Here is a 14421-nt window from a genome sequence, read left to right as displayed (position 1 = left end):
GAAAACGTTCCGGGCTTAGCGCTCTCGTTCTTCGTCTAAGCCCGGGGCTTTGATCTTGATAAATGCCTGAGCCTCGGGCTCCACGTCCAACAATATAAAATTGTCTATCACAGGAAACTGTTCAGGAAGTGGCGTAAGCCATTCCTGGTAGATAAGCAGAAAGTCATCCTCGATTTCGGCCCCAATAGTTTCCAAACGAATAGGTCCATCATTATTGGCAGGACCCAGTAGCTCAAATCGCTCTTCAACATATAAAGCGACTCTTGCCAGGCTGCGAGTCTCCTCGATGGGCTCAGTACCGCCCATATAGCGATTAACGACGATGGCGTCGGCCAAATGCATACGATGCACGATCTCAAAGCTCTCGCCAGCCCAGACGATATCCGTCCACACCGCATGACCTCTGTGGGCATAGCCCGGCAAGGTTGATAGCAGTAGCGCCGCGCTGAGAATCCAGCGCAGCACAACTGCAAGATGAGCTAATCCGGTGAGATGAGGGGCCTTAGCGAGCATTCGCCGGTTTCAATGGAGCCGACTTACCGCTATCTGAATCAAGCTTGGCACTATCCTTGAGCTCGTGGAGCATGTCTGCCATTAGATTACGCTTGACCACATCCGCCTTATAGGCAGACAAACGCGACTGATGAATGGCAGAGGGAAAGCGATTATTGCTGTAGTTTGCATCGGCCGTCTGATGACGGGGATCCAGGCTAATGTAAGCAATAGGCTTATCTTCGATGAGGCGGTGCGTGACCTTCATAGCATCCTTGCGCCAGATCTCTGCAGGAATCTCCAGGTCGCGCTCACTGCCATCTTCATACTTGATGTGCAGCATGAGAGGCGATGGCACACCACCAAGATTCTCAAAGTCGACAAAGTAGAACACGTTGTCGTCCTCGATAGCCTTGGTAAAGGCCCGCTGCTCCCAGGGCTCGAGATTATCGAACTTGTCCGCGGCATCATTGCGATCTTTATTGGTCACTGTGTAGCGATCGTTCTCGCTATACAGATCCTTCAATGCCTGAAAGCGCTCCTCGCGAGGCACAATACCCTCGGCTTGATTGCGGGCAATATTTACTGGCAGCGGGTTGTCCCGCAAGTGTTCTTCGCGATCCAGCGGATAATCCACATCAGGATCATCATGCTTAAGGCGATAAGCACGCACATCAGTGATCGCCATATCCACATAATCAGTTGTGTAGAACCATGACCGCCAGAACCAGTCCAGATCCACACCCGAAGCATCTTCCATGGTGCGGAAGAAGTCCGCAGGAGTAGGTCGCTTAAATTGCCAGCGCTGAGCGTATTCACGGAACGCAAAATCAAAGAGCTCTCTGCCCATCACCGTTTCGCGCAGAACTGTCAGTGCCGCGGCAGGTTTACTGTAGGCATTTGGTCCCAGACGCAAAACCGAATCCGACTGCGTCATGATGGGCACCTGATTCGGCGACATCATGTACTCCGGGATCATATCCAACACATTAATCTCATTGACCAATGGGTCCGAAATGCGTCGGAACGCCGGAAAGTCTTCTTCCCACTCGAGTTCCGCCACGTATTCCAAAAAGGTGTTCAGCCCCTCGTCCATCCAGGTCCACTGCCGCTCATCGGAGTTAACCACCATGGGGAAGTAAATGTGTCCCACCTCATGGATAACCACGCCAATGAGTCCGTACTTGATACGGCGGGAGTACGCCAATTCTGCTGCCGCACGCGATTCCGCAGACTCGGGATCCTCTGGGTTCGCGCGGGGAGGGTCAGGCCGATAGCCGTTAAAGGTGATCATGGGGTATTCCATGCCACCGCCTTCCCAGGTGTTTACCGACTGTGCCGTCGGGTACGGATAGTCAAAAGAGAAACGGCTGTAAACGTCCATGGTATGAACAACCGCCTGCGTCGAGTACTTCGACCAGACCCGCTCGGCCTCATTGGGGTAAAAAGACATGGCGTAGACGCGCTCATGCTTGGCACCCGGCTGCTCATGCACCATGGCATCCCAAATGAATTTGCTGGAACTGGCCCAGGCAAAATCTCTGACGTTTTCGGCTTCAAAGCGCCAGGTTCGAGTGCCTGTGGCCTTGGTTTTCTCGTTAGCGAGCGCCTCTTCTGGCGTCACGATGAATGTCGGCTTGTCTGATCCAGCTTCGGCCAGACGCTCTTTTTGTGCCTCAGTGAGTACGTCGTCGGCGTTCGCTAACGCTCCCGTTGAGGAGATGACGTGATTTTCAGGAACCGTCAGAGAAACATCGTAGTCCCCGAACTCCAAAGTAAACTCACCGCTACCCAAAAACGCTTTGTTGTGCCAGCCATCGTAGTCACTGTAAACGGCAAGGCGTGGAAACCACTGGGAAAGGAAGAAAATCTGCGTGTCTGACTCGTAAAACTGCTCATAGCCACCACGGCTGCGCACGGTATCGCGCTCAATGATGTCAAAAGTCCACTCCACGTTAAAACTGATGTACTGACCAGAAGCCAGAGGCTTTGGCAGGTCCACACGCACCATGGTATCGACCACTACAAAGGGCAACTCTTCGCCCGCCTCACCGCTAAAACGCAGATTTCGATAACCGTAGTCACCAATAGAGACCGCCTGATGCTCTCGTAGGTTTCGGTAGGACACCCGGTCAGAGCTCACCGTCCGGGAACGGCGATCCAACGAATCCTGCTTAAAGCGGTTCTGGTCCAACTGCAGCCACAGATAGCGCAAGGCATCCGGAGAGTTATTGGTATAGACAATCCGCGCGCTGGCATCGATGCGGCGTGCATCTTCGTCCAGCCGTGCATCAATGTCGTAGTCCGCCTGCTGTTGCCAGTATTCATGTCCCGGCGCACCCGAGGCCGTGCGATAGGAATTGGGCGTTGGGAGTTCCTGGCCAAGCTGCGCAAATGCGTCAGCGCCGGAACCGACCACGTCCTGAGCCACGGCAGAAAGAGACGAAAGAGGCCCAAAGCCTGCGATGGCTAGTCCAATAGCCGGAAGAATTGTGCCTAAGCGCATAATTAGGGTACTTACCATGAGAAAAATTAACCGCGGAGCTTAGCAGAAGCTGTGGGTCTATGGGGAGTACCCACGGCCAGCGCGCCAGTGAGCGAACAATGAGGTATGGTCCGTGATTTGGACACCATGAGACACATTCGTGCAACGCATAGTCAGACTGTCAACGGCACTACTAATCTGGGTTCTCGTCGGCTGCGAGGGTCAAAGCATGCAGGCTGAACCCGGGGTATCCGCAGCGCTGGCACTTGAGCGGGCCGACCGCATATCAGCATTAACTTACGATCTGCAGCTTTGGGTTCCCGAAGACGCGAGCAAATCAGTGGAAGGTCGCATGGTCATGCGCTTTGCCTTGGCAAGTGCCGCCGCGCCGCTGCAGATCGATTTTGCCCAGCAGGCAGAGGATGTAGTTTCTGTGAGTGCACAGAATAAGTCCGTAAGCTACCAGTTCAGCAATGAACACATCATTGTTCCGGTATCGGCGCTCAAGCCCGGTGAGAACGAAATCAGCATCATTTTTCGCGCCACTCAGGACGCTATCAACCGCAATCCGGACTTTTTGTTCACGCTGTTTGTGCCGGACCGCGCTCGCCGTGCCTTTCCCGTACTTGATCAGCCGGACCTCAAAGCCCGCTACACCCTCAGCCTCGATACCCCCGCCACCTGGGTAGCCATGAGCAATGGGCCTGTGCAAAGTGACGAAGTGACCGATGATCGCAGAGTGTTTCGCTTCGCTGAGACCGACCCGATTCCGTCCTATCTTTTTTCTTTTGTAGCCGGACAGTTTGAGACTGTGGAGCGCGAATTTCGCGGCCGACAGATGAGCCTTTTGCATCGAGAAACCGACAAAGAGAAGTTTGCCCGAAATATCGATGCCATTTTTGAGGCGCATGCTGACGCATTGGATTGGCTGGAGGACTACACCGGCATTGCCTACCCCTTTGAAAAGTTCGGCTTTGCCCTGATACCCGATTTTCCCTACGGCGGCATGGAACATGTGGGCGCCATTCAATATCGCGCGTCATCGCTGTTGCTAGAAGAGTCACCCTCACAGAATCAATTGCTCAATCGGGCACAGCTCATAGCCCACGAGACAGCGCATATGTGGTTTGGCAACCTGGTGACCATGCGTTGGTTCGACGATGTCTGGACCAAGGAAGTATTCGCAAACTTCATGGCCGACAAGATCGTCAACCCACAGTTTCCTGACACAGACCATGCGCTGAATTTTCTGATCAGCCATTACCCGCAGGCGTACGGGGTCGATCGCAGCGAAGGCGCGAACCCCATTCGTCAGCAGCTCGACAATCTGAACCTTGCGGGCCAAATGTACGGTCCCATCATCTACCACAAGGCGCCGATCATGATGCGCCAGTTAGAATTACTGTTAGGTGAACAGGCCTTTCGCGACGGCTTGCAGTCCTACCTGAGTCGCTATGCCTACGCCAATGCGACCTGGCCTGCGCTCATTGAGATCCTGGATGAAAAAACCGACATTGACCTGGCAAGCTGGAGCGAAGTTTGGGTAAACACAGCGGGTATGCCGAATTTTGTGCTGACCCAAGGTCCACAGGATGACGGAGACGATCCACAGTGGGCTCTCAAACAGCTGGACCCCGCAGGAGCCTCGCGCCAATGGCCCCAGCAATTCTCACTGCTGAACCTGGAGCGTGATGATGAGGTGGACATGCTGGCTGCAGGGGAGGTACACCTGCCGGCTGAGCTACAAAGCAAGCCGCTACAAGCTGTTCTGTTTAACGCCAACGGCCTGGGCTACGGTCGCTTTCCAGCAGATCTCAGCCTTTTTAACAGCTGGGACTCGCTAAGCGCAGTGCAACGCGGAGTGCTGCTGGTCAGTAGTTTTGAGAATCTCATCTCGCCCCCCTACGGCAGCGCCACCCAGTACTTCGACATACTTCGGCCTATCGTGGAATCCGAGTCCAACGAGCTGCTCATTGAGCTGGCAGCCAATCAGTTGCACTACGTTTACTTCAGCCTCCTCAATGCACAGGAGCGCAGTATGCGAACTGCGAGTCTGGAGACCGGCCTGTGGGAGACGATGCTCATGCAGGATTCTCCAAGCATGACCAAGCTGTACTTTGAGCTCTTCTCTGGGCTAGCGCTCTCGGATTTGGCGCTCACGCGGCTGCATGCGATATGGACTGGCGAGCAGAGTGTGGAGCAGCTTAGCCTGCAGGAGGCTGAAAAAATTCGCCTGGCAGAGATACTCGCGGTACGACTGCCAGATCGGGCAGACTCGATCATCGCTAAGCAGCGTGCCCAGACTGAAAACCCCGACCGACGACGTCGTCTGGACTTTATATCCCCGGCTTTAGTAAAGGACCCCGCTGTTCGCGACGCTTTTTTTGAGTCCTTGAAGAATCCGGAAAATCGCGCCACCGAGGTCTGGGTGAGCGGCGCTTTGCGCAGACTCAACGATCCCACCCGCCTCGACCAGGCCTTTGCTTATCTCTTGCCCAGCCTGGAGTTACTGGAGGATATTCAGATCACCGGAGATATCTTCTTTCCCAGTGCCTGGTTGAATGGCGCCTTGAGTGCGCATACATCATTGGACGCGGCAGACACTGTAAGGCGATTTCTGAAAGACAGGCCTAATTACAATCCTCAGCTGGAGATGAAAATCCTGCAAGCTGCGGATCCGTTATTTAGAGCCAGTGCGTTGCAAAGCAGCAGCAACTAACGATGACTGAAGTAGACGTGCAATCGCCGGGCAACACAGGGCTAAGACGGGAGCTTGGTCTGGGGGCTCTGGCGGCCACCGGTATTTGCTCCATGCTCGGCGCCTCGGTCTATGTCGTGCCGTTTATGATCCAGCGAAATGTTCCGGGGATCGGTTCGTGGGTACTCCCGGCATTTCTGTTCGCCGCCCTACCCGCAATACTGGCAGCTTTGGCCTACGCGATTCTGGCCTCGGCCATGCCCCGCGCGGGTGGCAGCTATCTTTACGCCAGCCGTGGCCTGAGCCCGTACCTGGGCTTTGTCGCCAGCTTCTCTCAGTGGTTTGGGTTATCTATTGTCATCGGTGTCATTGCCTACATCATCGTGCCCTTTCTTCGTGACATTGCTCTGGCATTGCAGTGGACCGATACGGCGGTCCTGCTCGATAATGGCGCTGTAAGGGTGAGTCTCGCCCTGGCGATGCTTTGGAGCTTTGTAGGCACCAATCTTCTGGGGTCGCGGTTCTACGCACGCACTCTCATACCCCTGATGCTTATGATGTTCAGCTTAGGCGCTATCGTTGTGGTGGCGGGCTTTTCTCACGACAGCGCAGACTTCGCGTCCGGCTTGTTGGAGCGGGAAGGCAGAGTCTTGGCGCAGGGCACTGACTCGGCATTTGATCTGAGAACATTTTTGGCGGCTGCCGCCATTTTGTTCTCAAGTTTTATCGGCTTTGATTCCATTGCCCAGGCGGGAGGCGAAGCGCGGAACCCCGGCCGCAATCTTCCTTTGGCAATTGGCATCGCAATGCTCAGTGTGGGCTCATTTTATTTTCTGTTTACCTCCGCGGTGTATCACACCGTTCCCTGGCAGTTTGTCGCCGACGAATCGCTGCAAAGGGATGTGACCGCGCCGGGTTTACTGGGCTACGTACTTCCCGGTGCCTGGGCCGTTGCCATTATTGCTGGCGCCGCCATTGCACTTCTGAATGACCTCCCGGCCATGCTATTGGCCGTATCTCGACTGATGTTTGCCTGGGCCAAAGACGGTATTTTTCCTCGGGCGCTGGGGACCGTTCACCCCCGCCGCCACACACCTCAAACAGCCATAATCGTCAGTGGTGTTATGGCAACCATGGGGATTTTAGGCAGTCACTTTGCCAGCGACTTTTTCCTTGGTATCGACATTATGGTCACGTCGATGCTCGTGAATTTTCTGCTCATGTGCCTCACTGTAATAACGCTCCCAAGGCGCAATCCCGAACTGGCAAAGCGTATTACGGTGCTCAGCCATAGACCGTCGCAACTGGTATTGGCCTGGTTGGGTATCTTCCTGCTCGCAGGCTTTTTGATCATCCATACTTCCAAGGATCTGAGCACGGAATTGTCCGCCTGGTACTTTCACTCAACACCTATTTGGCTCATCGTGATGGGTATCGGCAGCGCCATTTACTTTCTGGAACGACGGAAACTCAAGGAAAGCGGCGCGGATCTAAAACAACTTTTTGAGCAATTGCCACCGGAGTAATAATGAGTTCTCAGGAACGCTACACAGACTTGGCACCGGACCTGCGCATCTCCCGTGTTATCACGGGTCTTTGGCAGATCGCCGATATGGAAAGGAACGGTGAAGCGGTAAATCTCGACGAGTCTGCGCGCAGCATGCAGGCCTATACGGCCGCGGGCCTGTGCACCTTTGATATGGCGGATCACTACGGGTCGTCCGAAGAGATAGCCGGCCACTTCGCCCGCAACTATCTCAACGGCGAAGCTGCACAACTGCTGACCAAGTGGGTCCCCAAGCCCGGAGGCTCCAGTCGCGAGACTGTTCGCGAAGCCGTACAACGCGCGCTGGATCGCCTGCAGACTAATCAGCTGCAGCTGTTGCAGTATCACGCCTGGAACTACGCCGACCCTAGCTACCTTGACGACCTTAGCTATCTGAAAGAGCTTCAGGAGGAGGGTCTGATTGCACACCTTGGCCTGACCAACTTTGACACCGCCCATCTGCGAGTCGTTCTGGAGTCAGGCATTGATATTGTGTCCAATCAGGTGTGTTTTTCTTTGCTGGATCAGCGGGCCGCAAACGGCATGCTCGAGCTCTGCGAGGAAAGAAACGTCAAACTCCTCGCTTTTGGCACGCTCGCAGGCGGCTTTTTGTCCGAGCGTTGGCTCAACACAGCAGAACCGGATCAGGCTGCACTCACTACCTGGTCACAAATGAAGTACAAGCGGTACATTGATGAGGCGGGAGGTTGGGAGCGCTTTCAGAGCCTTCTTGCAGTGCTCGACAATTCGGCTCAAGAACACGAAGTGTCCATAGCGAACATCGCCAGTCGTTTTATTCTGGAACAAACCGGTGTGGGCGCAGTAATCATCGGCGCACGTCTGGGCCAGAGCGAGCACATCAACAGCAACAAACAGTTGCTCGACTTCAACTTGACCCAGAGTAGTCGTGCTGCCATTGAGGGCGCGCTCGCAACACTCACCGCTATTCACGGAGATTGTGGAGACGAATATCGAAAGCCGCCTTTTCTAACGGCGTCCGGAGATTTGAGCCATCATATTGAAACGCTCCCCCCGCCCTACCCAACGGTCCCCGGATCCGACGGACAAACTCTGGCCCTCAGCGGAACCATCTGGGAAGATCTGGCGGGTTTTTCCCGAGCAGTTCGCAAAGGCGACGCCATTTATGTCTCGGGCACCACCGCTACACACCATGATCGCGTTATTGGTAAAGGCGATCCCGTGGCGCAAACTCACTACGTGATCGACAAATTAGAAGGCGCATTGCAATCGCTGGGCGGTAGTCTGGAGAATGTGGTCCGCACCCGTATCTTCATCCGCAACATGGACGATTGGGAAGCGGTGTCGCGGGTACATGGGGAGCGCTTTGGACATATCCAGCCGGCCAACACCCTCGTGCGAGCCGAGCTGGTGGGTGACGAGTACCTGGTCGAGATAGAAGCGGATGCTATTTGCTCGCCGAGGGCAGCTAAAGACTGAGAAAAAAACGGACAATCCGGGACTAATGATGCGATATCATGACGCTCGAGCCCGCCGGTAAAACGGGTGTGTTTTTGTGCCAATAACAATCCAATAAACCAAAGCGGAGGGACGCACTATGCTTCAGGAATTTAAAAAATTTGCCATGCGCGGCAACGTCGTTGACATGGCCGTCGGCATTATCATTGGCGGCGCCTTTGGCACCATCGTAAAGAGCCTCGTCGCCGACGTCATCATGCCACCCATAGGTCTGTTGCTAGGCGGGGTCGATTTTTCAAATCTCTTCCTCACCTTAAAAGAGGGAACTACCGCTGGCCCTTACAGCACCTTGGCCGTAGCTCAGGAAGCCGGTGCCGTTACCATTAGTTATGGCCTGTTCTTCAATGCGGTGTTCAGCTTCGTCATCGTCGCATTTGCGGTCTTCCTGCTCATTCGATCCATTAACAAGCTTCAGGCTGAAGAAGAAGCTCCGCCGGAAGAGCCCACGACAAAAGACTGCCCTTTTTGCTGTTCAAGCATTCCCATCAAAGCTACGCGCTGCGGTAACTGCACCTCAGAGCTTCCCAGTGACGGCAGCTAGAGCTCAAGCAAACCGACCAGTACGCTAGGACAGAGAACCAGGGCCAATACATTGGCTAAGGTAGTGATATTTGGAAACTCCGGCTCGGGTAAATCGACATTGGCTTTGCGAATGTCCACCGATGCCGGACTTTCCCACCTCGACCTGGACACCCTCGCCTGGCAGGCAACAAAGCCGCCTCAGCGGAAACCGCTGCAGGAGTCAGAGCTAGAAATCATCGCATTTGCGCAATCGCATGAGGACTGGGTCATCGAAGGCTGCTATGCAGACCTGATTGCTTTAGCAATGCCGTTTGCCAGCCAACTTATGTTTCTTGATCTGTCGGTAGAAGATTGCATAGCGCATGCATATGCACGCCCCTTTGAGCCGCATAAGTACGCCTCAAAAAAAGCACAGGACGCGAACCTGAATATGCTGGTGGACTGGATAAAAGACTATCCCGAGCGAGATGACGTTTGTTCGAGAGCTGCCCACTCGGCGCTTTATGAGGTATTTGCGGGAAAGAAGGCTCGGATCACCACGCCCACAGATCCCTTACTGCAAGCCGCTGTTGATAACTAAAGCAAAGCCGCCGCTTTTAGCCGCGGCCATTCAATAGCCGGACAGCGATCCATCACCACACGAATGCCCTGTGCTTCTGCGTGCATTGCCGCATCACGATCAATGACCTCCAGCTGCGTCCATAGGATCCCGACCTTGCACTGAATCACTTCCTCGACGATCTGGGGAAGAAAGCTCGCATTACGAAACACGTCCACCATATCCACCGGCTGTGGAATATCGATAAGAGCCCCATACACTCGCTGGCCCAATAGCTCTGTGCCGGCAAGTCCGGGATTTACGGGGAAAACGGTGTAGCCCTTGCGCAGCAGAAACTGCATAACACCGTAGCTCGGGCGCTCTGGCTTGTGACTGGCGCCCAATACAGCCACGGTCTTTACGGAGCGTAAAACCTCGGCAATTTCCTCGTCAGAACTCAGCGACATGAGACTCAGGCGTCTCCCCAGTTAGGCTGGCGCTTTTCGAAAAATGCCGCCTTACCCTCCTCAGCATCCGCCGAGGTCATAGCCCGAACCATAGCCTCGTTGGCGTAAGCAAAGGCATCCTCTATGGGCATATCAATCTGACGATAAAAATCAGCTTTGCCGTTGCGAATACCCTGCGCAGACTTTGCAGCAATGCGCTCTGCCAATTCAGTGGTTCGCTCCACCAGAAATTCGACCGGGACGCACTCGTTGATCAGGCCAAAGCGAACGGCGTCTTCGGCACTAAAAGCGTCACCGGTCAATGCCAGGGCCATGGCATGTTTGCGATGTACATTTCGGCCAATGCCCACCAGAGGTGTTGTGCAGAACCCCCCCATATTGACGCCGGGGGTGCAAAACGTCGCTGTATTTGCAGCAATGGCAAGGTCACAGGCCGATACGAGCTGACATCCAGCCGCGGTTGCCGTGCCCTGCACACAGGCGATGATGGCTTTCGGAGAATTAACGATCCCGAGCATCATCCGGGAGCAGGTGTCGAGAATCTCGCGCAATCGTGCGATCTGTGAATCCCGGCCTTCGCCATCACCTTGACTCATTTCCCGCAGATCGTGTCCTGCAGAAAATACCGGTCCTCTGGCAGCAATCACAATAGCGCGTACCGAGGGGTCAGCTCCGGCCCGATCCAGCGCTTCTATGAGTGTATTGAGCATCAACAGTGACAAAGGATTGCGCTGTTTCTCTCGATTAAGGGTAATCCAGCGCACATTGTTGCCTGTGGCTTCCGTAAGCGGTGTATCCATGTCTTGAGCGGCATCTGACATACAAAGAAACTCCTGTTATTCGTCGGGGCGCCTTGCCTGGCTTGTGTCAAAGCGCCGGGACCACTTTGCTGTGCCTGCATAGTAAAGTTCCGTCGGCTCCTGTGGTAGGGTCTGCGTCCGATAAAAATTTGCTCATAAAAAGCCGACAGGAGATTTTATGCCGTCACTTAATCGTCCCTCCATTTTTCGTCCGCTGTACGTCGCCGCAAGCCTGGTCATCGCCACGGGCCTGGGCTGTGCGAGCGTGCAGGCGGACATCGATCCGGATACCTTCCCCGCCGAAATACGCGCCCTTGAGTGGCGAGAGGTTGGCCCTTTTCGCGGCGGTCGCTCTGCGGCTGTAGCCGGCTTACCGGGTGACCGGGACAAGTACTATTTTGGCTCCACCGGCGGCGGCGTTTGGATGACCGACAACGGTGGCACGTCCTGGGACAATATTTCTGATGGATATTTTGGCGGCTCAATCGGCGCAGTTGCTGTCTCCGAGTGGGACCCCAATGTTATTTACGTCGGCACCGGAGAGAAGACCGTGCGTGGCAACGTCTCTCCCGGTGACGGTATGTACAAGTCGGTAGATGCAGGAGATACCTGGACACGCATTGGTCTGGAAGATTCGCAGCATATCTCGCGAGTGCGCATACATCCTACCAACCCCGACGTGGCTTACGCCGCAGTCATGGGGCACTTGTTTGGGCCCAACGAGCAACGTGGTGTGTTTCGCACCACAGACGGCGGCGCAAACTGGGAAAAAGTCCTGTTTGTTAACAACGAAGTGGGGGCGGTTGATCTCGCCATGGATCCCAGCAACCCTCGCATCCTGTATGCCAGCTTCTGGCGGGTAAAACGAACCCCCTACTCATTGGAAAGTGGTGGCGAAGGTTCCGGGCTTTACAAGAGCATGGACGGCGGTGACAACTGGGAAGAGCTAACCCGCAACGAAGGGCTGCCCAGAGGCACTATTGGCATCAGCGGCGTGACCGTATCGCCCAGTAACAACAAGAATGTCTATGCAATTATCGAAGCAGAAGATGGTGGCGTGTTCCGCTCTAAAGACGGCGGTAAAACCTGGAACAAGACCAGCGAGAACCGTAACCTGCGACAACGCGCCTGGTATTACACCCGCATCTTCGCTGATCCCGTGGATGAAGAAGCTGTATACGTTGCTAACGTGCGGTTCCATTTTTCCAAGGACGGCGGCAAAAGCTTTAGCGAGATAGACACACCGCACGGGGACAACCACGACCTGTGGATAGACCCCGCAGATCCCATGCGCATGATCCAGTCCAATGATGGCGGCGCCAACGTGTCCTACGACCGCGGTAAAACCTGGTCGACCCAGGCAAATCAACCGACGGTGCAGTTCTACAGGGTTGCTACCGACAACGACTTCCCCTACCGCCTGCTTGGCGGCCAGCAGGACAACTCTGCTGTACGCATCCGTTCGCGCTCGGCTATGGGTTCATCCATTGGCGTGCGTGACTGGGATCCCACCGCTGGAGGCGAGAGCGGACACATCGCTGCCAAGCCCGATGATCCGGATGTGGTTGTAGGCGGCTCCTACGGTGGCCTCATGCGACTGGTCAATCACCGTACTGGCGAGCGACGCGCTCTGGACGTATGGCCCGATAACCCCATGGGCTGGGGCGCTGCAGAAGTAAAGTATCGCTTCCAATGGAACTACCCCATTGCTTTCTCCAAGCATGACCCGGACGTACTGTTTGTCTCAGCCAATGCGGTTTTTCGTAGCGACGATCTGGGCTACACCTGGGATCAAATCAGCCCGGACCTCACGGTTAATGACAAAAGCCGCATGGGCAAATCCGGCGGCCCGATCACCAAAGACGACACCGGTGTTGAGTACTACGGCACCGTGTTTGTGCTCACCGAGTCTCATCACGAAGCCGGCGTACTCTGGGCAGGCAGTGATGATGGCAAGGTTCACGTCACCCGCGATGGCGGCGAGAACTGGAAAGACGTAACGCCCTCGGGTCTCCCCCAGTGGGCCATGGTCAACAGTATTGATATCGATCCCTTTAACGAGGGAGGCGCTTATCTGGCCGCTACGCGTTACAAGATGGATGACTTCAAGCCCTATCTTTTTTACACAGATAACTGGGGAAAGAGCTGGAAGCGCATCAATGGAAACCTTCCCAGCGACCACTTCACACGAGTGCTACGCGCTGACCCACAGCGTGAAGGCCTGCTGTTTGCCGGCACCGAGCGTGGTGCCTATTACTCGCTGAACAACGGCGGTGACTGGAGTCCTATCCAGCTCAATCTGCCTATCGTTCCGGTGACCGATATGCAGATCAAGGACGGTGACCTGATTGCTGCAACCCAGGGACGTGGCTTTTGGATCATGGATGATCTGAGCGCCCTTAGGCAGCTCAGTAATAAGCATCAAAAGGCGGCGCATCTTTATACACCCGAGCCCTCTTATCGAATCTTGTCCAAGGGCTGGGATCGCAACAAAGGGCCTGCCGGGACCAATCCTAAAGAAGGCGTGGCGATTTACTACTCGCTTCCAGAAAATCTGAGTGACGATGCGAGCATCGAGCTGTCTGTGTTTAAAGATGGTGGCCAGGAAGCCATCTGGACCTGGTCTCGTAAGCCCGGCGCGGATGATGAAGAAACTGCCGAAGACCCAACGGGCAAGCCTGATACCCGCGTATTGACAGCTGATGCGGGATTGAATCGCCATATTTGGGATCTCAACTATCCGGGCATGCAGCGCTTTGACGGTCTGATTCTCTGGTCCGATATGAAGACCGGCCCTCGAGCTGTGCCTGGAATGTATCGTGCAGAACTCAGTGTGGATGGAGAGCGTCAGGTGGCCCCCTTTGAGGTAGTTGCTGACCCACGATCCAGTGCAAGTCCCGAGGACTTTGCCGCGCAGTTTGATTTTGTTCTGGAAACGCGAGACATGTTGTCACGTGCGCACAGTGAGATTGGACAAATACGTAGTTTCCGTTCGCAACTGGATGCTCTGGAAGCACGTCTTGTTAACAATGGTGACAGCGTAGACGATCCCTCCGCGCTGCTAGCTAAGGTTCTAGGCCTGGGTGAGACCATCACCGGTATAGAAGAAGCTCTTTACCAGACCAAGAACCAAAGCCGCCAGGATCCACTTAACTTCCCGATTCGCCTGAACAACAAGCTGACCAGCCTCATGGGCATGGTTGCAACGGGCGATGCTGCGCCCACTCAGGGTGCTTTGGCAGTAAAGGCGGAACTGAGCGCGGCTATGGAGACCCAGCTCTCGATGTTGCAGGATGTCTGGAATACTCAGGTGCCTGCCCTTAACGAGCAAATCAAAGCACAGGGTATGGATATGATCGCGCTGGGAGAACAGTAA

Annotated in this window: 10 protein-coding genes; 6 read left to right on the top strand and 4 right to left on the bottom strand. The window is 54.9% G+C overall.

The annotated features are described in order from the left end of the window. Positions 1–15: 15 nt before the first annotated feature. Positions 16–513: a DUF6702 family protein gene (locus R0135_RS13660; RefSeq protein WP_407347453.1), complete on the bottom strand. Its 498-nt coding sequence runs from the start codon at positions 511–513 to the stop codon at positions 16–18. Further along, positions 503–2998 carry a M1 family metallopeptidase gene (locus tag R0135_RS13655; protein ID WP_407347451.1) on the bottom strand — a complete coding sequence of 832 codons (2496 nt, stop codon included), beginning with the start codon at positions 2996–2998 and terminating at the stop codon, positions 503–505. Before R0135_RS13655 ends, R0135_RS13660 begins: the two co-directional genes overlap by 11 nt. Positions 2999–3206: 208 nt before the next feature. Between R0135_RS13655 and R0135_RS13650 the strand changes: the two genes are divergently transcribed. From R0135_RS13650 to R0135_RS13630, 5 genes are all read left to right on the top strand, one after another. Continuing rightward, positions 3207–5696 carry a M1 family aminopeptidase gene (locus tag R0135_RS13650; protein ID WP_407347449.1) on the top strand — a complete coding sequence of 830 codons (2490 nt, stop codon included), beginning with the start codon at positions 3207–3209 and terminating at the stop codon, positions 5694–5696. Between the two features lie 2 nt (positions 5697–5698). Then, positions 5699–7201: an APC family permease gene (locus tag R0135_RS13645; RefSeq protein WP_407347447.1), complete on the top strand. Its 1503-nt coding sequence runs from the start codon at positions 5699–5701 to the stop codon at positions 7199–7201. A gap of 2 nt (positions 7202–7203) precedes the next feature. Next, complete coding sequence (locus R0135_RS13640; RefSeq protein WP_407347445.1) at positions 7204–8679, top strand: aldo/keto reductase; 1476 nt, start codon at positions 7204–7206, stop codon at positions 8677–8679. A gap of 118 nt (positions 8680–8797) precedes the next feature. Beyond that, positions 8798–9259 carry a large conductance mechanosensitive channel protein MscL gene (mscL, locus tag R0135_RS13635; protein WP_407347443.1) on the top strand — a complete coding sequence of 154 codons (462 nt, stop codon included), beginning with the start codon at positions 8798–8800 and terminating at the stop codon, positions 9257–9259. A gap of 51 nt (positions 9260–9310) precedes the next feature. After that, positions 9311–9820, top strand: coding sequence for a shikimate kinase (locus R0135_RS13630; RefSeq protein WP_407347442.1), 510 nt, complete (start codon positions 9311–9313; stop codon positions 9818–9820). On the opposite strand, the gene R0135_RS13625 is transcribed toward R0135_RS13630, so the two are convergent. Both R0135_RS13625 and R0135_RS13620 read right to left on the bottom strand, forming a co-directional pair. Beyond that, entirely contained in the window at positions 9817–10245 is a 429-nt protein-coding gene (locus R0135_RS13625; protein ID WP_407347440.1) for a CoA-binding protein, read from the bottom strand. The genes R0135_RS13630 and R0135_RS13625 overlap by 4 nt on opposite strands. A gap of 5 nt (positions 10246–10250) precedes the next feature. After that, entirely contained in the window at positions 10251–11066 is an 816-nt protein-coding gene (locus R0135_RS13620) for an enoyl-CoA hydratase (protein ID WP_407347438.1), read from the bottom strand. A 157-nt stretch (positions 11067–11223) separates the two neighbouring features. On the opposite strand from R0135_RS13620, the gene R0135_RS13615 reads away from it, so the two are divergent. Continuing rightward, on the top strand, positions 11224–14421 hold the full coding sequence (locus tag R0135_RS13615) for a WD40/YVTN/BNR-like repeat-containing protein (protein ID WP_407347437.1): 3198 nt from the start codon (positions 11224–11226) through the stop codon (positions 14419–14421).

The organism is Congregibacter variabilis (assembly GCF_045689235.1).
GTDB lineage: Bacteria > Pseudomonadota > Gammaproteobacteria > Pseudomonadales > Halieaceae > Congregibacter > Congregibacter variabilis.
Note: the sequence above shows the minus strand (reverse complement) of the source record. Positions and strands in the feature narration are given on the sequence as shown.

Excerpts from the sequence above, each read along its gene's own strand:
- R0135_RS13660 (WP_407347453.1), bottom strand. The coding sequence starts at position 513 with ATGCTCGCTAAGGCCCCTCATCTCACCGGATTAGCTCATCTTGCAGTT.
- R0135_RS13655 (WP_407347451.1), bottom strand. The coding sequence starts at position 2,998 with ATGCGCTTAGGCACAATTCTTCCGGCTATTGGACTAGCCATCGCAGGC.
- R0135_RS13650 (WP_407347449.1), top strand. The coding sequence starts at position 3,207 with ATGCAGGCTGAACCCGGGGTATCCGCAGCGCTGGCACTTGAGCGGGCC.
- R0135_RS13645 (WP_407347447.1), top strand. The coding sequence starts at position 5,699 with ATGACTGAAGTAGACGTGCAATCGCCGGGCAACACAGGGCTAAGACGG.
- R0135_RS13640 (WP_407347445.1), top strand. The coding sequence starts at position 7,204 with ATGAGTTCTCAGGAACGCTACACAGACTTGGCACCGGACCTGCGCATC.
- mscL (WP_407347443.1), top strand. The coding sequence starts at position 8,798 with ATGCTTCAGGAATTTAAAAAATTTGCCATGCGCGGCAACGTCGTTGAC.
- R0135_RS13625 (WP_407347440.1), bottom strand. The coding sequence starts at position 10,245 with ATGTCGCTGAGTTCTGACGAGGAAATTGCCGAGGTTTTACGCTCCGTA.
- R0135_RS13620 (WP_407347438.1), bottom strand. The coding sequence starts at position 11,066 with ATGTCAGATGCCGCTCAAGACATGGATACACCGCTTACGGAAGCCACA.
- R0135_RS13615 (WP_407347437.1), top strand. The coding sequence starts at position 11,224 with ATGCCGTCACTTAATCGTCCCTCCATTTTTCGTCCGCTGTACGTCGCC.